General features: G+C 61.0%; 20 protein-coding genes. 5 read left to right on the top strand and 15 right to left on the bottom strand.

The annotated features are described in order from the left end of the window. Positions 1-9 precede the first annotated feature (9 nt). On the top strand, positions 10-147 hold the full coding sequence (locus tag ACA058_RS23190; protein WP_497636069.1) for a hypothetical protein: 138 nt from the start codon (positions 10-12) through the stop codon (positions 145-147). A 14-nt stretch (positions 148-161) separates the two neighbouring features. Here the strand turns inward: ACA058_RS23190 and ACA058_RS23195 are convergent, their stop codons facing one another. Next, complete coding sequence (locus tag ACA058_RS23195; protein WP_497636070.1) at positions 162-1,091, bottom strand: electron transfer flavoprotein subunit alpha/FixB family protein; 930 nt, start codon at positions 1,089-1,091, stop codon at positions 162-164. Continuing rightward, entirely contained in the window at positions 1,092-1,841 is a 750-nt protein-coding gene (locus tag ACA058_RS23200) for an electron transfer flavoprotein subunit beta/FixA family protein (protein ID WP_108215380.1), read from the bottom strand. 547 nt (positions 1,842-2,388) lie between these two features. On the opposite strand from ACA058_RS23200, the gene ACA058_RS23205 reads away from it, so the two are divergent. Continuing rightward, positions 2,389-4,053, top strand: a complete 1,665-nt coding sequence (locus ACA058_RS23205) for an electron transfer flavoprotein-ubiquinone oxidoreductase (protein WP_497636071.1) — start codon at positions 2,389-2,391, stop codon at positions 4,051-4,053. A 186-nt stretch (positions 4,054-4,239) separates the two neighbouring features. Here ACA058_RS23205 and ACA058_RS23210 read toward each other — a convergent pair whose 3' ends face one another. Further along, on the bottom strand, positions 4,240-5,130 hold the full coding sequence (locus ACA058_RS23210; RefSeq protein ID WP_497636072.1) for an AraC family transcriptional regulator: 891 nt from the start codon (positions 5,128-5,130) through the stop codon (positions 4,240-4,242). Between the two features lie 190 nt (positions 5,131-5,320). Here ACA058_RS23210 and ACA058_RS23215 point away from each other — a divergent pair, with 190 nt between their 5' ends. After that, positions 5,321-6,373: an NAD(P)-dependent alcohol dehydrogenase gene (locus ACA058_RS23215; protein ID WP_497636073.1), complete on the top strand. Its 1,053-nt coding sequence runs from the start codon at positions 5,321-5,323 to the stop codon at positions 6,371-6,373. Here ACA058_RS23215 and ACA058_RS23220 read toward each other — a convergent pair. From ACA058_RS23220 to ACA058_RS23245, 6 genes are all read right to left on the bottom strand, one after another. Beyond that, positions 6,370-7,173: an IclR family transcriptional regulator gene (locus ACA058_RS23220; protein ID WP_497636074.1), complete on the bottom strand. Its 804-nt coding sequence runs from the start codon at positions 7,171-7,173 to the stop codon at positions 6,370-6,372. The genes ACA058_RS23215 and ACA058_RS23220 overlap by 4 nt on opposite strands. 60 nt (positions 7,174-7,233) lie before the next feature. Further along, a complete protein-coding gene (locus ACA058_RS23225; RefSeq protein WP_497636075.1) occupies positions 7,234-8,544 on the bottom strand; it encodes an MFS transporter in 1,311 nt (436 codons plus the stop codon). A gap of 173 nt (positions 8,545-8,717) precedes the next feature. Then, positions 8,718-9,866, bottom strand: coding sequence for a galactonate dehydratase (gene dgoD, locus ACA058_RS23230; protein WP_046815968.1), 1,149 nt, complete (start codon positions 9,864-9,866; stop codon positions 8,718-8,720). 48 nt (positions 9,867-9,914) lie between these two features. Then, on the bottom strand, positions 9,915-10,535 hold the full coding sequence (locus ACA058_RS23235) for a 2-dehydro-3-deoxy-6-phosphogalactonate aldolase (RefSeq protein WP_497636076.1): 621 nt from the start codon (positions 10,533-10,535) through the stop codon (positions 9,915-9,917). A 19-nt stretch (positions 10,536-10,554) separates the two neighbouring features. Further along, positions 10,555-11,547, bottom strand: coding sequence for a 2-dehydro-3-deoxygalactonokinase (locus tag ACA058_RS23240; protein WP_497636077.1), 993 nt, complete (start codon positions 11,545-11,547; stop codon positions 10,555-10,557). Between the two features lie 192 nt (positions 11,548-11,739). After that, the gene (locus tag ACA058_RS23245) at positions 11,740-12,222 is read right to left on the bottom strand and encodes a GNAT family N-acetyltransferase (protein WP_497636078.1); all 483 of its coding nucleotides are present in this window, start codon (positions 12,220-12,222) and stop codon (positions 11,740-11,742) included. Between the two features lie 178 nt (positions 12,223-12,400). Here ACA058_RS23245 and ACA058_RS23250 point away from each other — a divergent pair, with 178 nt between their 5' ends. Next, the gene (locus ACA058_RS23250; protein WP_497636079.1) at positions 12,401-12,736 is read left to right on the top strand and encodes a hypothetical protein; all 336 of its coding nucleotides are present in this window, start codon (positions 12,401-12,403) and stop codon (positions 12,734-12,736) included. Between the two features lie 39 nt (positions 12,737-12,775). Beyond that, a complete protein-coding gene (locus tag ACA058_RS23255) occupies positions 12,776-13,030 on the top strand; it encodes a hypothetical protein (protein WP_497636080.1) in 255 nt (84 codons plus the stop codon). Positions 13,031-13,166: 136 nt separating this feature from the next. Here the strand turns inward: ACA058_RS23255 and ACA058_RS23260 are convergent, their stop codons facing one another. From ACA058_RS23260 to araG, 6 genes are all read right to left on the bottom strand, one after another. Next, the gene (locus tag ACA058_RS23260) at positions 13,167-14,096 is read right to left on the bottom strand and encodes a PfkB family carbohydrate kinase (RefSeq protein ID WP_497636081.1); all 930 of its coding nucleotides are present in this window, start codon (positions 14,094-14,096) and stop codon (positions 13,167-13,169) included. Beyond that, positions 14,089-15,555 carry a purine-cytosine permease family protein gene (locus ACA058_RS23265; RefSeq protein WP_497636082.1) on the bottom strand — a complete coding sequence of 489 codons (1,467 nt, stop codon included), beginning with the start codon at positions 15,553-15,555 and terminating at the stop codon, positions 14,089-14,091. Before ACA058_RS23265 ends, ACA058_RS23260 begins: the two co-directional genes overlap by 8 nt. A 151-nt stretch (positions 15,556-15,706) precedes the next feature. Then, positions 15,707-16,705 carry an ADP-ribosylglycohydrolase family protein gene (locus ACA058_RS23270; RefSeq protein WP_497636083.1) on the bottom strand — a complete coding sequence of 333 codons (999 nt, stop codon included), beginning with the start codon at positions 16,703-16,705 and terminating at the stop codon, positions 15,707-15,709. Then, the gene (locus ACA058_RS23275; RefSeq protein ID WP_497636084.1) at positions 16,702-17,415 is read right to left on the bottom strand and encodes a GntR family transcriptional regulator; all 714 of its coding nucleotides are present in this window, start codon (positions 17,413-17,415) and stop codon (positions 16,702-16,704) included. Before ACA058_RS23275 ends, ACA058_RS23270 begins: the two co-directional genes overlap by 4 nt. Positions 17,416-17,623: 208 nt before the next feature. Then, complete coding sequence (gene araH, locus ACA058_RS23280) at positions 17,624-18,592, bottom strand: L-arabinose ABC transporter permease AraH (protein ID WP_497636085.1); 969 nt, start codon at positions 18,590-18,592, stop codon at positions 17,624-17,626. A gap of 12 nt (positions 18,593-18,604) precedes the next feature. Further along, positions 18,605-20,167, bottom strand: coding sequence for an L-arabinose ABC transporter ATP-binding protein AraG (gene araG, locus ACA058_RS23285; protein WP_497636086.1), 1,563 nt, complete (start codon positions 20,165-20,167; stop codon positions 18,605-18,607). Positions 20,168-20,200 lie beyond the last annotated feature (33 nt).

Consider the following 20,200-nt stretch of genomic DNA (forward strand, 5'->3'; position numbering starts at 1 on the left):
GGAGCGAGCATGCTCGCGATGGACGTCAACGATGACGCGGGGAACCTGGATGCACGCGGTGCATTTGAGACCATCGCGAGCATGCTCGCTCCTACAGGGGAAAAAGCACAAAAAAAAAGCCCGACCAAAGGGTCGGGCTCTTTATAAGTGAAGCAGCCGGATTAGACCAGCTTCTCAAACTCAGGGATGGCTTCGAACAGGTCCGCCACCAGGCCGTAATCGGCCACCTGGAAGATCGGCGCTTCTTCGTCCTTGTTGATCGCAACGATCACTTTGGAGTCTTTCATGCCGGCCAGGTGCTGGATCGCGCCGGAGATACCGACGGCGATGTACAGCTGTGGAGCAACGATCTTGCCGGTCTGACCGACCTGCATGTCGTTGGGTACGAAACCTGCGTCGACCGCGGCGCGGGAAGCACCGACGGCAGCGCCCAGCTTGTCGGCCAAGGCGTACAGGTGTTTGAAGTTGTCGCCGTTCTGCATGCCGCGGCCGCCGGAAACGACGATTTTGGCAGCGGTCAGTTCCGGACGATCGGACTTGGCCAGCTCTTCGCCGACGAAGCTGGAGATCGCAGCGTCGTGAGCAGCAGAAACGGATTCAACGGCAGCGGAACCACCTTCAGCGGCAACCGGGTCGAAACCGGTGGCACGCACGGTGATCACTTTGACCGCAGCGTTCGACTGAACGGTAGCGATGGCGTTACCGGCATAGATCGGACGCTTGAAGGTGTCAGCGCTTTCTACCGAGATGATCTCGGAGATCTGGTCAACGTCCAGTGCAGCGGCAACGCGCGGCAGGATGTTTTTACCGTTGGAAGTGGCAGCAGCCAGGATGTGGCTGTAACCAGCGCCCAGCTCGGCAACCAGAGGAGCAACGTTTTCCGGCAACTGGTGAGCGTAGGCAGCGTTGTCGGCCACCAGCACTTTAGCCACGCCAGCGATTTTCGCAGCGGCTTCAGCCACGGCACCAACGCCTTGGCCTGCAACCAGAACGTGGATGTCGCCGCCAATCTTGGCAGCGGCAGCAACGGTGTTCAGTGTGGCCGGGGCCACTACTTTGTTGTCGTGTTCAGCAATAACCAAGATAGTCATTTAGATTACCTTCGCTTCGTTCTTGAGTTTTTCAACCAGTTCAGCCACCGACTTGACCTTGATACCCGCGCTGCGTGCAGCAGGCGCTTCGACTTTCAAGGTTGTGTTGGTGGAGGCGGTGGAAACGCCCAAAGCGTCCGGAGTCAGCACTTCGAGAGGCTTCTTCTTGGCTTTCATGATGTTTGGCAGAGACGCGTAGCGCGGCTCGTTCAAACGCAGGTCGGTGGTGACGATGGCCGGCAGCTTCAGGGAAACTGTCTGCGCGCCGCCGTCGACTTCGCGGGTCACAGCAACGCTGTCGCCGCTGATCTCGACTTTGGACGCGAAGGTGCCCTGACCGTAGCCGCTCAGTGCAGCCAGCATCTGGCCGGTCTGGTTGTTGTCGCTGTCGATGGCTTGTTTGCCAAGGATCACCAGCTGAGGCTGTTCCTTGTCGACAACGGCTTTCAACAGTTTTGCAACGGCCAGGGAGGTCAGGTCTTCGGCAGACTCGACGAGGATGGCGCGATCGGCACCCAGAGCCAGCGCGGTGCGCAGTTGCTCTTGAGCGGTGGACGGGCCGACGGAGACGACGACGATTTCAGTCGCAACACCTTTTTCTTTCAGGCGTACGGCTTCTTCCACGGCGATCTCGCAGAACGGGTTCATCGACATCTTGACGTTGGCAAGATCGACGCCGGAATTGTCCGCCTTGACGCGGACCTTGACGTTGTAATCCACAACGCGTTTGACAGCTACAAGAACCTTCATGGATTCCTCGTTACTCTCCGGTGAAAAGAAAATCGCCTAGGCGAACCTGGCGGATAATGCTCATCGGGCGCAAGGGCACCTCCAAAAACGCCGGCAAAGGTGTCAAGTGACCATCGCTCATGATGCTGATGACCGTCCGTCAGGAGTGACTAACGGGTCATTCAATATCGCGACGTGTAAACTGCGCGCCAAACCCGCGCGGCGCATCACCTTCTACTGCCATCGCCCTGTCTTTAGAGGTGCTCTTGAAACCAACAGTCAGCCTACGGCGAGCGCAAAACCGCCCGTATCTTGACCGGAACACCTATTCCGGTCAATACGGCAAAATGGCCGTTCATAACCCGCGTGACTTTGATTTCTCTGGCTTGGAGCCATTTCAAACAAACGTTTGTATTGGACGCTGAGAGTGGTGTAGATATAATGCGCCACCAAAGAGAAAGGTGGTTAATCGATTGTCCTCTCCCGGCGTTGCGCAGGGATTCATGGATGCGACACCCAACCTCCATATTAGAAAAAAAACTGTTGAGCCTTGAGTAGGAGATAACCTGTGGAACGCGAATACATGGAATTCGACGTGGTCATCGTCGGTGCCGGCCCCGCTGGTCTTTCCGCTGCCTGCCGATTGAAGCAGAAGGCCGCCGAAGCCGGTAAGGAAATCAGCGTCTGCGTGGTCGAAAAAGGCTCCGAAGTCGGTGCTCACATCTTGTCCGGTGCGGTATTCGAACCCCGCGCCCTGAACGAACTGTTCCCGGACTGGAAAGAACTTGGCGCGCCGCTGAACACGCCGGTCACCCGCGATGACATTTTCGTGCTGAAAAACGCCGAAAGCGGGCAAAAAGTTCCTGACTTCTTTGTGCCCAAGACCATGCACAACGAAGGCAACTACATCATTTCCCTGGGCAACCTGTGCCGCTGGCTCGCCCAGCAGGCCGAGAACCTGGGCGTGGAAATCTACCCGGGCTTCGCTGCCCAGGAAGCACTGTTCGACGAAAACGGCGTGGTCCGCGGGATCATCACCGGCGATCTGGGCGTTGACCGCGAAGGCAACCCAAAAGAAGGCCTGTACACCCCAGGCATGGAACTGCGTGGCAAATACACGCTGTTCGCCGAAGGTTGCCGTGGCCACATCGGCAAGCAGCTGATCAAGCGCTTCAACCTCGACAATGATTCCGACGTGCAGCACTACGGCATCGGCCTGAAGGAAATCTGGGAAGTCGATCCGGCCAAGCATCAGCCAGGCCTGGTGGTCCACACCGCCGGCTGGCCGATGGACATCATGGGCACCGAGAACACCGGTGGCTCGTTCCTCTACCACTTGGAAAACAACCAGGTGGTCGTCGGCCTGATCGTCGACCTGTCCTACAGCAACACCTACCTGTCTCCGTTCGACGAGTTCCAGCGCCTCAAGCATCACCCGGTGCTCAAACAGTACCTGGAAGGCGGCAAGCGCATCAGCTACGGCGCCCGCGCCATCTGCAAGGGCGGCCTGAACTCGCTGCCGAAGATGGTATTCAAGGGCGGCGCGCTGATCGGCTGCGACCTTGGCACCCTGAACTTCGCCAAGATCAAAGGCAGCCACACCGCGATGAAGTCCGGCATGCTTGCCGCCGAATCGGTGGCTGACGCACTGTTCGCCGACAAGGATGGCACCGAAGAGCTGACCACCTACGTCGACGCGTTCAAGAACAGCTGGCTCCACGAAGAATTGTTCGCCAGCCGCAACTTCGGCCCGGCGATCCACAAGTTCGGCGCTATCGTCGGCGGCGGTTTCAACTGGCTGGACCAGAACATCTTCGGCGGCAAACTGCCGTTCACCCTGCACGACACCAAGCCGGATTACGCGTGCCTGAAACTGGCGGCCGACTGCAAGAAGATCGACTATCCGAAACCGGACGGCAAGATCAGCTTCGACAAACTGAGCTCGGTGTTCATCTCCGGTACCAACCACGAAGAAGAGCAGCCGTGCCACCTGAAACTGGCCGACGCGAGCATCCCGATCAGCAAGAACCTGCCGCTGTACGACGAACCTGCCCAGCGTTACTGCCCGGCTGGTGTGTATGAAGTGGTGACCAAGGAAGACGGCGAGAAGCGCTTCCAGATCAACGCCCAGAACTGTGTTCACTGCAAGACCTGCGACATCAAGGACCCTGCACAGAACATCACCTGGGTGGCACCGGAAGGTGCCGGCGGCCCGACTTACCCGAACATGTAAGCCCAACCGCTGAACATCAAGGCTCCCGAAACGGGGGCCTTTTTGTTGCCTGCAATTCCTGCAACAACACCGCCCACCTGTAGGAGCCGAGCTTGCTCGCGATAGCGGCGGGTCATCCAATATTGCTCTCGCCTGACCCACCGCTATCGCGAGCAAGCTCAGCTCCTACAGGGGATCTACGCGGCTTCAGGCTGCGCGCTCGTCTCCGGGGCTGCGCTCGAAGTAGCGCTTGTACTCCCGACTGAACTGCGAAGTGCTCTGATAACCCACCCGATGCGCCACCTGCGCCACGCCCAGCCCCTCGCCCAGCAACAACTGCTGCGCCCTGAGCAAACGCAATCGCTTCAGATACTGCACCGGCGACAACAACGTGCTGCGCTTGAAATGCTCATGAAAGGTCGACGCACTCATGTTCGCGCAACTGGCCAGGGTCTCGACGTTCAGCGACTCGGTGTAATGCGCGTGCAGATGACTGAGGGATGCCGCGATCCGCGCGAATTGCCCCTGCTGCTCCACCAGTGCGCGCAACACATCGGCTTGCGGACCGCGCAAGGCGACGAACAACAATTCACGCAAACGCGCTTGCCCCATGATCAGGCATTCCAGCGGATCGTGCAGGCAGCGCAACAAGCGCTCGACACAACCGCGCATGGCGTCATCGAGCACTGCCGAGGTCATGGACTCCGGCGTTTGCGCCGGAATTTGCCGCCCCGGTGCCAAGCCCATCGCCAGCACCAATTCGCCCAGCATTACCCGGTCAATCGCTACCGACACCCCGAGCATCGGCCCATCCGGCGCGGCAAAGGTTTCACACTCGAACGGCACCGGTAGCGCCTGAATCAGATAGTGCCCTGCCCCGTATTCAAGGGTGCGCGGCCCCAGATACGCCAGTTTGCTGCCCTGGGCGATGATCACCAGGCTCGGCTCGTAGATCTGCGGCCCACGGGCCACATCGCAACTGGCGCGCAGAACCTGCACACCCGGCAACGCGGTCGGAACGAATCCGTCGCGCGTCGATAGCGGCTCGATCAGCGAAACCAGCGTGGCATTGGCATCTAGATGACGGGTCAACAACATTGAACTCTTCACAAAAAAAGTCACGGAAAAAGGGATGAAAGCATCATCGCAGGTCTGAAAGCCAATGCGCTCGATCAAAGCCGGATGCCGGAGGAATAGGCATGACACCCGGAGGAATCGCCATGGCCGCGACGGGGTCCGGCGCCCAGAATGCGCCGCCTCACCTGTTAACGCTTTTGCGAGGCTCACCATGTACACCGCCATCGGATACGCCGCCCAGTCGGCCACCACTCCCCTCGCCCCGATGAAATTCCAACGTCGCAGCCCACGGCCCGACGACGTCGCAATCGAGATTCTCTACTGCGGCGTGTGCCATTCCGACATCCATCAGGCACGCAACGAATGGGGCATTGCCGTTTACCCGCTGATGCCTGGCCACGAGATTGTCGGAAAAGTTACCGCCATAGGTGCGAACGTTACTCAACATAAGGTCGGCGATCTGGTCGGCGTCGGCTGCATGGTCGACTCCTGCCGCAGTTGCGATGCCTGCCACGCCAACCTCGAGCAATACTGCCTCGAAGGCCCGACCATGACCTACGCCACCCCGGACCGGGTCGATGGCAGCAACACCATGGGCGGCTATTCCGACAGCATCGTGGTCAGTGAGCACTTCGTCGTGCGCATCCCGGAAAAATTCGACCTGGCCAGCGCCGCACCGATCCTGTGTGCCGGTATCACCACCTATTCGCCGCTCAAGCACTACGGCGTCAAGGCCGGCGACAAGGTGGGGATTCTTGGCATGGGCGGACTCGGCCACATGGGCATCAAGTTCGCCAAAGCGATGGGGGCCGAAGTGACGTTGTTCACCCGTTCGGCGAGCAAGGCTGAAGAAGCCCGTCGCCAGGGGGCGGACCACGTCATCGTTTCCACCGATGCCGAACAGATGAAGGCCGCAGCGGGACATTTCGACTTCCTGCTGGACACCATTCCGGTGCAGCACGATCTCAATCCCTACCTTGATACGCTGCGCTTCGACGGCGTGCACATTCTGGTGGGCTTGATCGAGCCGGTGGATCCGCCGGTGCATGCCGGCAAACTGGTGATGAGCCGTCGCGTGTTGGCCGGCTCGCTGATCGGCGGCATCGCCGAAACCCAGGAAGTGCTGGATTTCTGCGCCGAGCACAACATCACCTGCGACATCGAGATGCTCGACATCCGCCAGATCAACGAAGCCTATGCGCGCATGATTGCTGGTGACGTGAAGTACCGCTTTGTCATCGACATGGCAACGCTGAAGCTCTAAACCTTAGCGCCGAGTTCTGCCGAGAGCCGGGCCGTGACCCCTTTGATCAGGGGAATCAGCTCGGCCATTTTTTCCAGCGGCATGTACGGCACGGTGCTGGCGATACTGATACCGGCAACAATGCGTTTGCTGGCATCGCGGATCGGCGCCGCCACGCAGCGGATCGACGGTTCGTTGTCTTCCAGATCGAAGGCGTAACCACCGGCCACGTACTCGATCATGCGCTGCTGGAATTGCTCCCAGGACTGCTCCGGGTGCTGCGGCCAGAATTGATTTTTCCCACCCACCGGCAGGCTGACTTCGTACAAGCGCTGCCATTCTTGCGGCGAGTCATCGAGCATCAGCGCCTTGCCGATCCCGGTGCGCGCCAACGGCATGCGATGGCCGACCCGCGAACGCATTTCCGGGCCGTTGCGCCCCGGATTCTTATGCAGGTACAGCACCTCGTCGCCTTCGCGGATGGCCAGGTGAATGGTGTCGCCGGTCAGCGCCGACAACTCATCCAGATACGGCCCGGCCAGGGTCACCAGCGGCAATTCTTCGCGCGCCTGAAACCCCAGCTCGATCAGCTTGGGCCCCAACAGATAACCGACTTGCGGCACCACCCGCAGATATCGCTCGTCCACCAGGCAACTGGCCAGGCGATGGGTGGTGCTGCGCGTGGTGCCGATCAAACGGGCGATTTCCTTGAGATCGCGGGCGCCACTGGCCACGGCCTGGACCACACCCAGACCGCGAAGCAGTGTCTGGGTGCCGGTGGGTGCGGCGTCCTTGGCGATTTTTGGGGCGTCTTCCTGCATATCCAGCCTTTACCGTTGAGCGAGTGAACGGGCGGCATTATGGTCGCCCGCAGGTCACGACTACAACTTGATACGCTCGACCTTGCCCACCAGCAAGATGTAGGAAAGTGCTCCGATCAACGCCAGAACCGAGATATAGGTGATGGCCGGGGCAAAGGAATCACCGCTGGCAAGGAAGCCGATCACGATCGGCGTGGCGATGGCCGACAGGTTGCCGATGAAGTTGAACACCCCGCCGGTCAGCCCGAGCAAGCGCGCCGGAGCCAGGGTCGACACCAGCGACCAGGTGATCGAAGCCAGGCCGTTGCCGAAAAACGCCAGCGCGAGGAAGGCAATCACCAGCGGCGTCGATTCGACGAAGTTGGCGCCAATGATCGAAGTGGAAATCAGCAGACCACTGATGATCGGCAACTTGCGGGCGAAACCTACGGTGTAGCCTCGACGGATCAGGAAGTCCGAGAAGAACCCGGAACACAGCACACCGACGAACGCCGCGAGGAACGGCAGCGATGCCAGCAAGCCGGATTTGATGAAGTCCATGCCGCGGTATTTCACCAGATAGGTGGGGAACCACGTCAGGAAAAACCACAGTGTCGAGTTGAGGCAGAACTGGCCGAGGTAGATGCCCCAGAGCTTGCGCTTGGTCAGGACAATCCCCAGGTCGGTCCAGCTGAACTTGGCTTTGACCTTGGCTTGTTCGGCCTGGATATCCACCAACCCGCCGCCTTCGCGGATCAAGTCGATTTCGGCTTCGTTGGCACCTCTGAAATCCCGTGGCTCGCGATACACCGCGTACCAGATTACCGCCCAGAGAATGCCCACTGCGCCAGTGGCGACAAACACCATGTGCCAGCCGAATTCGTGCTGGAGCCAGGCCAGCACCGGTGTCAGGAATGCCAGGCCGACAAACTGCCCGGAGGTGTAGAAACCGATGGCCGTGGCGCGCTCACGCTCCGGGAACCAGGTGGTGACCACGCGGCTGTTGATCGGATACGCCGGTGCTTCCAGGGCGCCGACCGCCATGCGCAACACGAACAGGGCGATGAAACTGCCCGCGAAGCCGAGCATCACCGTGGCAATCGACCATAACAGGAGTGCGGCGGTATAGAGAATGCGCGGCGGCACCCGGTCCACCAGCCAGCCCCCGGGAATCTGCATGGCGGCGTAGGTCCAGCCGAAGGCCGAGAAGATCAGGCCGACGTGGATTGGATCAATGCCCAGGTCGCTGGTCAGCGCTGGCGCTGCGATCGACAGGTTGCTGCGGTCCAGGTAGTTGATCACCACGGTGATGAACAGCAGGACCATGATGAAAAACCGCTTGCGGCTGGGCGCCGCCAACGACGCCTGCCCGGTGAGGGTTTGCGGTTGCATGGGGAGTGCCTCTTCTTATGTTTATTGAGGTCAGTGGGCGCAACGTAACCCTGTAGGAGCAAGGCTTGCCCGCGATTGGGCCAACACGTTCTGGCTGATGGTCAGCGGCGTCAGTACTGACGCCATCGCAGGCAAGCCGTGCTCCTACAGGGGCGGGGTGGGTCAGGGAGAACTCACCACTCGGCAAAACTGCCGTCGGCATGGCGCCAGATCGGATTGCGCCAGCGGTGGCCGACTGCGGCGCGTTCGATCACGTATTCCTCGTTGATCTCGATCCCCAGGCCTGGGCCGTTCGGGATTTTCACGAAGCCCTTGTCGTAATCGAACACCCGCGGATCCTTCACGTAGTCGAGCAGGTCGTTGCTCTCGTTGTAATGGATGCCCAGGCTCTGTTCCTGGATGAACGCGTTGTAGCAAACCGCGTCCAGTTGCAGGCAGGCAGCCAGCGCGATCGGCCCCAGCGGGCAATGCAGCGCCAGCGCCACGTCGTAGGCTTCGGCCATGTTGGCGATCTTGCGGGTTTCGGTGATGCCGCCCGCGTGGGAAGCATCCGGCTGGATGATGTCGACGTAGCCTTCGCTGAGTACGCGCTTGAAATCCCAGCGCGAGAACAACCGCTCACCCAGGGCAATCGGCGTGCTGGTCAGCGGTGCCAGTTCCTTCAGCGCTTCGTAGTTTTCGCTGAGCACCGGTTCTTCGATGAACATCAGTTTGTACGGATCGAGTTCCTTCATCAGCACCTTGGCCATGGGCTTGTGTACCCGGCCATGGAAATCGACGCCGATGCCGACGTTCGGCCCCACCGCATCCCGCACGGCGGCGACGTTGGCCAGGGCCAGGTCGACTTTGTCGAAGGTATCGAGGAACTGCAGCTCTTCGGTGCCATTCATTTTCACTGCGGTGAAACCACGGCTGACCGCTTCTTTCGCAGCGCGCGCGGTGTCTGCCGGGCGGTCGCCGCCGATCCACGAATACACGCGGATCTTGTCCCGCACCTGTCCACCCAGCAGATCACTGACCGACACGCCCAGCGCCTTGCCCTTGATGTCCCACAACGCCTGGTCGATACCGGCCAGGGCACTCATGTGGATCGCGCCGCCACGGTAGAAGCCACCGCGGTACAGCACGGTCCAGATGTCTTCGATGTTGCGTGGGTCTTTGCCGATCAGGTAGTCGGATAATTCTTCAACGGCTGCAGCGACAGTGTGGGCGCGGCCTTCGACCACGGGCTCGCCCCAGCCGGTCACGCCTTCGTCGGTCTCGACTTTGAGGAAGCACCAGCGTGGCGGAACGATGAAGGTGGTCAGTTTGGTGATTTTCATCTATTTGTCTCTCTTATTGGATGCAGCGCTCGCAGCGCCAAAAAAGTCTTAGCGAAGGGCTTTCCAGGCAGCGACGTAGGCCTTGGCATTGGCCGCCACTTGCGCCGGGGTCATGCCCGGTTTGAACAGGCCGGACCCGAGGCCGAAGCCTTTGACGCCTGCGTCGATGAACACCTGCATGTTGTCCGGGGTGATGCCGCCGACCGGCGCCAGGATGGTTCCGACCGGCAGCACCGCGAGCCAGGCTTTGACGACCGCCGGGCCCATCTGCTCGGCCGGGAACATCTTCAGCACATCAGCGCCTTCGGCCAGTGCCGCGAAGGCTTCGGTCGGGGTGGCGACACCGGGCGACAGGTACAGGCCGGCCGCTTTCGCCGCGCGCAAAACCTTCGGATCGCTGTGGGGCATGACGATCACCTGGCCACCGGCCGCCTTTACCTGTTCAACCTGCTCCGGCGTCAGCACCGTGCCCGCGCCGATCAGGCAATCGGCGGGCAAAGTGCTGCGCAGGATGCGGATGCTTTCGTACGGCTCAGGGGAGTTGAGTGGCACTTCGATGACGCGAAATCCGGCTGCATACAGGACTTCGCCGATGGCGGCTGCTTCTTGCGGGCGCAGGCCACGCAGGATCGCGATCAGACCGTTTTGCGCCAGTGCTTGTTTGAGCATGTCAGGACTCCAGTCAGGTTTAACGATTTGGATTGGACGCGATCAGACCGGCAGCCAGTGCCAGCTGCCACAACCCGCGTTCGGTGGCCTGTTCGGCCAACGTCACTCGCGCAAAACCGCAGGCATCGAGCGCCCGGCTATAGCGGCTGCACAGTTGGGAATTGCCGATCAGGATGATCGAAGGCAGATGCAGGCTGTTGCGTCGACGCCGCTGCACGCTGGCCAGGGCTGACAGCTCATGGCCAATCAACAGGCCCGACAGATAATCCGGCTGCGCCGTGGCGCTGAGTTCCCCGGTCAGGCCGAGGCTGCGGGCGCTGAACAAGGTCGACAAGGGACCGATTTCGCCGTCCGTCGATAACGCCACCTGCACGCCGCAATCGAACGCATCGCCATCGAATGATGCGCCGCGCTGCTGGGTGCGCCCCAGAATGCTGTGTTCGCTGAGCACGGCGAAGACTTCGCCGGTCATGAAGGTATCGAAATGCACAATGCAGCCGTCGGCCACTTCCACCCATTTCGAATGGCTGCCCGGCAGGCCGATCAGCAGATCGGCGCCCGCCTCACTCGCGAGGTTCTGCAGTACGCCGAGCACCTGGGTTTCCTCGCCGCGCATCACATTAGGCAGGCGCGAACGCTGGATCACCCCCGGCACGATGTGCACATCGACACCGCGAAGACTGCGAACGGTTTGCAGGGAAGTGCCGAGATTGGCGACGTTCGCCGGTGTGTCGCGATAGGCCGCTTCGCACCAGCCCTGGGCGCTGCCGACCATGCCGCAGGCGATCACCGGCAAGTCGGGCTGTTCGTCGAGCCAATCTCCACAGGCCTGGTCAAAAGCCAGTTCAAAACCGTCGACGCATTCGCGGCCGTTGATGATTCGCGCAGCCTTGGGCAACTGCATGATCCCCGACGACAGCGAACGCTGTTCGAGCACCTGGCCGCCCGCGGCAAGTTTGTAGGCACGTAATGAGGTTGTCCCCCAGTCGAGCGCGATCAATTGCGCCTGCATCGCTTCACCTGTTCTGTTTTTGGCAGTGAGTGAGCGGACTATAAACCTTGGCACCGCCAAATCTCAATATATAAATATCTATCCCATATATTGAGATGAGACAAAAAAAATCGCAGCCTTCGGCAGCTCCAGGATCGGCTATACACGCGATTCATGTAGGAGCTGCCGAAGGCTGCGATCTTTAAAACGGTATCAATTGCCCTCAGCAAAATCCCGCAAGACTGCTCCATCCATTCGGTATCGCACCCATTCCTCCTGCGGCTGCGCGCCAAGGGATTTGTAGAAGTCGATGGCCGGGGTGTTCCACTCCAGCACGCTCCATTCGAAGCGCCCGCAGTCGTTGGCACAGGCGATCTTCGCCAGGTGACGCAACAAGGTCTTGCCCGCACCACCGCCACGCTGTTCAGGCGTGATGTACAAGTCTTCGAGGTACAGGCAGTTGCTGCCCAGCCACGTGGAGTAGCTGAAAAAGAACACCGCAAAACCGATGGGCAAGCCATCGCGCAGGCAGACCAGGCCATGGGCCGTGGCCCCTTCACTGAACAGGCTGCGTTCGATGTCGGCGACGCTGGCGATGACTTCATGGCGAGCACGTTCGTAGTCGGCCAGTTCAGTGATGAACGCGAGGATTTGCGGCGCGTCACTGGGGGTTGCCGGGCGGATTTCGATCGTCATGGACGTGCCTTGTCAGAAGTTGAAAACGCCATACTAAGTCGGTGCGTGGCGCTCGTCACATGGGAAATAAAAACATCGCCTGCGACAGGCCTGATCCGTTCGTCGTTCATCGGGCACCAATTTAAAACGGGGGCGGACCAACATCAGGTAAGGACTCTAAATCAATGGAGACACCACCATGATCTCGTCCAGGTTAACCGCCCTAGCCCTCGCCACCCTGCTGTCCCCGCTCGCCATCGCTGCGACCACCGCCTCCGGCACCGGCCCGACCAACCCGGTCGAAAGCCCCAAAGCCCCCGCCATCCAGAGCGCCCCAGGTATGAACACCAATGGTACGGGCGTCCACAGCAGCTTGCCGCCGTCAACCGGCACCGATCCGCGGACCCAGGGCAACGATGCGGGCCGTCAGGGCGGCTTGAACCTGCCCGATACCAAGACACCCGATAACGCCAACCCCGGAATGGGCTCGACCACCACCGGTGGCTCAGGCTCTTTAGGGGGCGCGAGCCAGTAATTCGCGGCACTACCTACCCATCGCAACGAAGAGGTAACCATGAACGTCGATAAAAACCTGGAAAAAGAAGTCCTGACCCGCCTGCTGCACGCCCACCCGAGTGGCCTGGGCAAGGAGGTGCTGGACAATTACCGGGGGGAGAAAGTCGTGGCCAATACCCTCGCCACACTGCAGGAACGCGGGCTGATTCAACATGGTCATGTGGTATGCAACGAAGCGGGCGAGCACTCGTTGAACCTGCCGATCAAACTCAGCGCTGCCGGCGTTGAAGCGGCGCGCAAGCTGGAAGCGTGATCACCCCATGAGAAATTTGAAGGCTGGCTAGAGCCGAATCAAGTATTGGATCTGAGGGCCTCATCGCTGGCAAGCCAGCTCCCACAGGGTGATCTGCTCACCATGTGGGAGCTGGCTTGCCAGCGATGACATCGGATCAGGCGCCGAAAGTCTTGCGGATTAACTCATCCACCTCAACGGTTCCCGGCGAAGTAGCCGGCCCCCACCGGGTCACCGCCAACGCCGCAGCCGCATTGGCCCTTTGCGCTGCATCAAACGCCGACAACCCCTGCGCCAGCCCTGCCACAAACACCCCGGCATGGGCATCGCCAGCGCCATTGCTGTCCACCGCCTGCACCTTGAAACCCGGCACATGTCGACGTTCGCCCTGCTGATGAATCCAGCATCCATGGGGCCCGTCACGAACGACCATGAGCACATCGGGCGGCAAATGCTCGACCAGACGATCCAGCGCCTGGGCGATCTCCGTCGCGCCGGTAAACTTCAGCGCTTCGACACTGTTACTGGTCCACTGATCAATCCGCGCCAGCAGCGCCTGCATCAGCGGCGCGTCCGGCGAATCCACCAACGGCCCCGGATCGAACACCACGTTGATCCCGCTCGGCAATGCCAGCACCCAATCCACCAGCGCCCGTGCCTTCCCCGCCTGCAGCAGGCTGTAGCCGCTGACGTAGACATAATCGCCCGCCTCGGCCGGCACGCTGGCAAGGTCCAGCGCAGTCAATTCGCCTTCGGCGCCGATATAGGAGACGAAACTGCGTTCGGCCGAAGCGTCGGTGATGGCGACGCACAGCCCGGTATCGCGCTCGGCACGCTCAGCGATGCCGAGCTGGATGCCTTCTGCATTCATTGCTTCACGCGCCAGGTCACCGAAACGCCCGGTGCCGTGGCGACCGAGGTAGACCACCGACAGACCGTTACGCTGTGCGGCCGCCATCACATTGAAACCGCCACCGGCTTCGAAACTGGCGGACTGCGCCAACACGTCGCCCCCCGCTTGCGGCAATTTATCCACGGCCATGACCAGGTCGATGATGACCTGGCCGGTGTGCAGCATCTTAGGCATGAGCATTCTCGATCAACGCGGCACGACGATCCTTCGCCCCGCCGAGTGCAAGGTAAATGCCACCGGCGACCACAAAGGTCACGATCCAGCCGAGACCGTTATGCCCCAGCCATGAGTCGGACAGGAAACCTTTGAACCAGACGTTTTCTGCCGTGGTGCCGATGGTGGTGAAGCTGAAACCGAGCACGATCGCCACCGCCCAGGCACCGAACGCGCGCCACTCGACGCCGCCGCGATACCAGTAGGCGCTGCTCGGGCTCACGTCCAGCAGGTCCTTGGGGCTGTAGTAGTGACGATGAATCAGATCGACCACGAAGATCCCGACCCACGCGGTGGTCGGCACCGCCAACAGGGAAATGAAGGTGATGAACGGGCCGTAGAAACTGTCGGCGATCAACATGAAGTAAATCGAACCGGCGAAGATCGCCACGATGTCCACCACCACGGCGTAGACGCGCTTGACCTTCAGGCCGAGGGTCAGCGTGGTCAGGCCGGCGGAGTACACCGACAGGTTGTTCGACAGCAGCAGGCCACCAAAGGCGGTGATCAGGTATGGCACGGCCATCCAGGTCGGCAGCATGTCGCGGATGGCGATGATCGGATCGGTGGCCTGGGCCAGGTCGTTGTTGCCCACCGACAGCAAACCACCGAGGGTGATCAACAGCACCAGTGGGATGCCCGCACCGAACGCCGCGGACGCCACCAGGCGCACGGCCTTGACGCTGCGGTGCTGATAACGCGACATGTCCGCACCGGCGTTGGCCCAACCGATCCCGGTGCCGGCCGCCATGGTGCCGATACCGATGATCATCGCACTCATCGGCGCCGGCGTGGCGTTGAACACCGCGCTCCAGTCGATGGTGGCGCAGAGGAAGCCACCGACCAGGATGTTCAGTGCGCCGAACACGTAGGTCGCCCACTTCTGGATCACCAGCAACGTGGCGTGACCGAGGCCGGAAACCGACAAGGTCAGCAGTACGAAAATCGCGATGAACAACAGGGTCAGCAGCGGCGCACTTTTGGCCTCCACCGGCGAATCAAAGAGGATCGAGCACAGCGACAGCAACACGAACGCGGCGGTGGTGGTGTTGACGGTTTCCCAGCCCAGGCGCGACATCAGCGAGACCAGGGTCGGGCCGATGTTGCCGTGCACGCCGAAGATGGCGCGTGACAGGGTCAGGCTCGGCGCGCGGCCACGACGACCAGCGATGGAAATGATCCCGACCACCGCGAAGGAACCGGCGGCACCGAGGATCGCGACGATGACCGCCTGCCAGATCGCCAATCCGCGAAAGGCCACGAGGGTCGCCCCCAGCGGCAGGCCGAGGATGGAAATATTGGCGGCGAACCAGACCCAGAACAGCTGCAGCGGATGGCCATTGCACTCGGCCTCCGGCACCGGCTCGATGCCGCGGGTTTCCAGTTGCCCGGCGCTCTGCCCGGCGTTCGATGAACTCATGAAAAATGCTCCTGTTGCCATTTTTGTGGTTGTGGGCAAGGTAGGAGCTGCCGAAGGCTGCGATCTTTTGATCTTGATTTTCAGTAGCTTCAAGGCCGCTAAAGATCAAAAGATCGCAGCCTTCGGCAGCTCCTACAGGAAATCACGTACATCAGCGGAGAGTGAGGAGTCCTTTTACCAGCGGTTCAAGCTCCAGATCATTGACGGCCTTGACCTTCTCGATCATCGCCACCGGCCAGCTCTCCAGACCCAGACAAGCCCCGAGCATCGCACCCAGAATCGCCGCGATGGTGTCGGTGTCGCCACCCAGGCCAGCGGCCATGCACAATGCGTCGAAGGCACTCATTTCGCCGATGGCCACTTGCTGGGCCAGGGCAAACGACACCACCACCGACTCCTGCGAAGCCACCGAGGTGCCGATCACGTCGTACAGCACATCGGCGAGCAACGCCTTGTCACTGTCGACGCTTATGCTGCGCGCCCAACTGATGCGCGAAGCGATTCGGCCACCGGCGACCCAGTGGCCATGGCCTTCGGCTTGCTGGGCGATTTGCTGGCCGAGGTTCAGCGCCTCGCCCAAATCCATGCCGTTGATCCCGGCGGAAACTACCGCCGCCACCGCCGCCGCGCTGGAAATGCCCAGCGTGGTGTGGTGGGTGACCTGGCAGGCCTGCACCACGGCATCGATGAAACGCTCGGGATTGGCCACATCCGCGGCAATCCCGACCGGTGTGATACGCATGGCCGCGCCATTGGTGGTGCCGTAGCGCCCGGCTTCTTCAGGCGAATGGCCGGCGAGGATCATTTCGATCGCGCGTTTGGTCGAAGGGCCGAGCAAGTCCTGCGAGCCCTTGGCCTGCATCACCGCCTCCCATTCGATCAAGCGTTGGGCGAGTACCGAGGGTTCGATCTTGCCTTTACCCTCGACCAACAAATGACCGACCAGAATCGCCTGTTCGGTGTCGTCGGTGATCGAGCCCTTGGGCATATTGGCGGCGATCGGCTGATCGGGACCGGCATCTTCAAGGTCGGTGATTTCGCCGAAGCGCGCCTGGATCTGAGCGCGGCTCAGGGATTGGGTCGGCATGCCCAGTGCGTCGCCCAGGGCCAGGCCGTAGAACGCGCCAAGCGCACGATTGAGCGCCGTCATTTCGAAGGTCCAAATTGCAGGTGCAGGCGAAAATGCACAGGGTCGAGCAAGCTTTCCACCTGTTCCATGAAGCGGTTTTGCCGGTCATAGGTGGTGCGCAAGGCCTTGAGGAATACCGTGCCGACCGGACGGCCAAGAAGCTCGGCATCTTCGGCGTTCAACGGCTCGGCGCCAATCCATTGATCGCCGCGCTCGCCAATGTAGCCATAAGCGGCCAACGTGATGGTCAGCGAGTTATCGATCAAGCCAACCCGCGGCAGGCTTTCCAGGCCTCCGGTAGCAGGCATCAATGAGCGTTCGAGGGAGACCAGCGTGCCGTCGTTGGAGCGGCGGCGACGGTCGAGGGTGATGAATTGGGCGGTGCCGAAACGCGGCAGCAGGTCAGGACGGGTCACCGCCTCCAGCCGCAGCACTTCGGTATTGATCAGCGCGCCGCTGTCGGCCAGGGCCTGGGCCCAGCCGCTGCGCTGATCCAGTGCCACACCGTCGAAGGTGACGATGGAACCGACCCCGCTTTGCGTCGCAATGTAGTTGCGCCGTTTCAACTCGGCCAGCGCTTCACGCAAGGTTCCTCGGCTGACTTTGAATTCTTGAGCCAACTGATGCTCGCCTGGCAGATGAAAACCGTCCTCCATGAGACCGCTTTCGATGCGCCGGATGAGTTCGTCGACCACCCGTTGTTTCTTGTCGAATCGTACCTGTCTAATCATGTACAAATTGATAACCGAAACGGGTTGCGACGGGCAAGAAATATTTACGGGAGATGACAGTAGGATTTGGATGTTGGTGTACATGATCATTCCCACGCTCCGCGTGGGAATGCAGCCCGGGACGCTCTGCGTCCCTTCCGAGAGCTGGAACGCGGAGCGTCCCTTGAGGCATTCCCACGCGGAGCGTGGGAACGATCAGTTACGGGGGTTATCGTTGTTTCAAGCGGTCAATCACCACCGCCAGCAACAAGATCGAACCCCGAATCACATACTGATAAAAGGTATCGATGTTCTTCAGGTTCATCGCGTTCTCGATGATCGCCAGAATCAACACCCCGGCAATCACATGCCGGATCATGCCGATCCCGCCACTCAGCGACACCCCGCCCAACACGCAGGCCGAGATCACCGTCAGCTCGAAACCCTGCCCGATCATCGGCTGGCCCGAGGTCATGCGCGATGCCAGGATCACCCCGGCCAGCGCACCGATCAGGCCATGCACAGCGAAGATGATGATCTTGGTCCGGTCAACGTTGACTCCCGCCAGCAGCGCCGCTTCCTGGTTACCGCCGATGGCCATGGTGTTGCGCCCGTAGGTGGTGTAGTTGAGCAACCAGCCGAAGAACAGGAAGCAGACGATGGTGATCAGGATCGGCACCGGCACGCCGAACAACTGACCGTTGCCGAACACGAAGAACGACTCCTGGGACACACCCACCGCTTTGCCGTTGGCGAAGATGTAAGCCAGACCGCGCACTATCTGCATGGTCGCGAGCGTGGTGATCAGCGCATTGACCCGCAGCTTGGCAATCACGATACCGTTGATCAGCCCGACGATCAGCCCCATCGCCAGCGCCGCACAGACACCGAGAAAGACGCTGTCGGTGTCACGCATCACCACGGCGGCAACCACCCCGGCGCAGGCGATCACCGACCCCACCGACAAGTCAAAATGCCCCGACGCCAGGCAGTACAACATGGTGCACGCCGCGATCCCGGTCGTGGAAATCGCCAGGCCCAGGCCGCGCATGTTCAATGGCGAGAGGAAGTTGTCGATCAGCAAGGTGCACAGCACGAAGATACCGACGGCCGCCAGCAGCATCACCCAGTCGTCGAGAAAGCGCCGCAGGTCCAGCGGTTTGCGCGGGGTTGGCAGTGCGTTGTTTTGGCTTGTCATCATAGTCACCTCTCAGTTCGCCACGCCGTCAGCGCGTTGGCGCGGCAAAGCCAGTTGCAGCAGGTTGGATTCATTGGCCTGTTCGCGGCTCAGTTCGCCGCGTAGCGCGCCTTCGCACAACACCAGGATGCGGTCGGAAATGCCCATCACTTCCATCAGGTCGCTGGACACCACGATCACCGCAATGCCACTGGCGGCCAGGTTATGGATGATCTGGTAGATTTCGGCTTTGGCGCCGATGTCGATGCCGCGGGTGGGCTCGTCGAGCAGCAGGACTTTCATCGGCATCGACAGCCAGCGACCGAGAATGGCCTTCTGCTGGTTGCCGCCGGACAGAAACTTGATCTGTTGCCCGGCGTGTGGCGTTTTTACCTTGAGCGCCTTGATCTGCTTGTCGGCGTTGCCCTTCTCCCACAGGCCGCGCAACAGGCAACCGAAGGTCGAATGCGCACCACGGGCGCTGATATTGATGTTCTCGGCGACACTTGCCAGCGGCAGGATGCCCTCCTTCTTGCGGTCCTCGGGACAGAGCAGGATCCCGGCCGCAATCGCATCCCGGGGCGAGCGCAATTTCAGTTCATGACCGCGCAGTTCAAGGCGTCCGGCGCTGTTGCGTTCCAGGCCGCTGAGCAGGCGAAACAATTCCGTGCGCCCCGCGCCGACCAGGCCGAACAAGCCGAGTATCTCGCCCTTGTGCGCGTCGAAACTCACCGGTTCGCGCAAGCCAGGCCCGAGCAGGCTGTCGACCTTCAATGCCACCGCGCCGCGCTGGCGAGGGCGGTAATCGTAGATGTCCTGAATGTTGCGACCGACCATGCAGGTGACCAATTGATCATGGGTCAACTCGCTCATGTCTTCGAAGGTGCACACGTAACGGCCGTCCTTGAACACCGTCACCGCGTTGCAGATGCGGAACACTTCCTCCATGCGATGGGAGACGTAGAGCACCACTTTGCCCTCGTCGCGCAGGCGCGCGATGATCGCCATCAAGCGATCGATCTCCCGTGCCGAAAGGCTACTGGTGGGCTCGTCGAAGGCAATGACATGCGCGCCACGGGACAAGGCCTTGGCGATCTCGACCAACTGCCGCTGACCGAGGGACAGGCGCCCGACTTTCTCCTGCGGGTCGATTTCGTCGGCCAGGCCCCTGAGACAGGCCAGGGCTTGCTGGCGCAAAGTGCCGCGATTGATCAGGCCAAAACTGGCCGGCAGGTGACCGAGAAAAAGATTCTCCGCGACCGTCATTTCCGGCACCAGGTGCAGCTCTTGATGGATAACTGCAACGCCGCTGCCAATGCTGTCGGCGGTGGACTTGAAGGCCATCGTCTGGCCGCCGATCTGCAGGTCGCCGCTGCTCGGGGTGTAGGCGCCGCCGAGGATTTTCAGCAAGGTCGACTTGCCGGCGCCGTTCTCGCCCATCAGGGCATGAACCTGCCCCGGATGGGCGACGAAGTTGATGTTGTCCAGCGCCTTCACGCCGGGAAAGGTCTTGCCGATCCCGTTGAAGCGCAAGCTACCACTGCCACTGCCACTGAAAGAACTGCTGGTGTGTTGTTGTACTTGTGTTTGCGCCATAACCACCTCATCACACAGATCAGGCAACCCCGT

The sequence above is a fragment of the Pseudomonas sp. LBUM1649 genome (assembly GCF_059716155.1).

Bases quoted from the DNA above. Each gene is read 5' to 3' on its own strand.
- ACA058_RS23250 (WP_497636079.1), top strand. From the start codon at position 12,401: ATGATCTCGTCCAGGTTAACCGCCCTAGCCCTCGCCACCCTGCTGTCC.
- ACA058_RS23260 (WP_497636081.1), bottom strand. From the start codon at position 14,096: ATGCCTAAGATGCTGCACACCGGCCAGGTCATCATCGACCTGGTCATG.
- ACA058_RS23210 (WP_497636072.1), bottom strand. From the start codon at position 5,130: ATGTTGTTGACCCGTCATCTAGATGCCAATGCCACGCTGGTTTCGCTG.
- ACA058_RS23215 (WP_497636073.1), top strand. From the start codon at position 5,321: ATGTACACCGCCATCGGATACGCCGCCCAGTCGGCCACCACTCCCCTC.
- araH (WP_497636085.1), bottom strand. From the start codon at position 18,592: ATGACAAGCCAAAACAACGCACTGCCAACCCCGCGCAAACCGCTGGAC.
- dgoD (WP_046815968.1), bottom strand. From the start codon at position 9,866: ATGAAAATCACCAAACTGACCACCTTCATCGTTCCGCCACGCTGGTGC.
- ACA058_RS23275 (WP_497636084.1), bottom strand. From the start codon at position 17,415: ATGATTAGACAGGTACGATTCGACAAGAAACAACGGGTGGTCGACGAA.
- ACA058_RS23225 (WP_497636075.1), bottom strand. From the start codon at position 8,544: ATGCAACCGCAAACCCTCACCGGGCAGGCGTCGTTGGCGGCGCCCAGC.
- ACA058_RS23240 (WP_497636077.1), bottom strand. From the start codon at position 11,547: ATGCAGGCGCAATTGATCGCGCTCGACTGGGGGACAACCTCATTACGT.
- ACA058_RS23265 (WP_497636082.1), bottom strand. From the start codon at position 15,555: ATGAGTTCATCGAACGCCGGGCAGAGCGCCGGGCAACTGGAAACCCGC.
- ACA058_RS23200 (WP_108215380.1), bottom strand. From the start codon at position 1,841: ATGAAGGTTCTTGTAGCTGTCAAACGCGTTGTGGATTACAACGTCAAG.
- ACA058_RS23190 (WP_497636069.1), top strand. From the start codon at position 10: ATGCTCGCGATGGACGTCAACGATGACGCGGGGAACCTGGATGCACGC.
- araG (WP_497636086.1), bottom strand. From the start codon at position 20,167: ATGGCGCAAACACAAGTACAACAACACACCAGCAGTTCTTTCAGTGGC.
- ACA058_RS23245 (WP_497636078.1), bottom strand. From the start codon at position 12,222: ATGACGATCGAAATCCGCCCGGCAACCCCCAGTGACGCGCCGCAAATC.
- ACA058_RS23255 (WP_497636080.1), top strand. From the start codon at position 12,776: ATGAACGTCGATAAAAACCTGGAAAAAGAAGTCCTGACCCGCCTGCTG.
- ACA058_RS23195 (WP_497636070.1), bottom strand. From the start codon at position 1,091: ATGACTATCTTGGTTATTGCTGAACACGACAACAAAGTAGTGGCCCCG.
- ACA058_RS23220 (WP_497636074.1), bottom strand. From the start codon at position 7,173: ATGCAGGAAGACGCCCCAAAAATCGCCAAGGACGCCGCACCCACCGGC.
- ACA058_RS23270 (WP_497636083.1), bottom strand. From the start codon at position 16,705: ATGACGGCGCTCAATCGTGCGCTTGGCGCGTTCTACGGCCTGGCCCTG.
- ACA058_RS23235 (WP_497636076.1), bottom strand. From the start codon at position 10,535: ATGCTCAAACAAGCACTGGCGCAAAACGGTCTGATCGCGATCCTGCGT.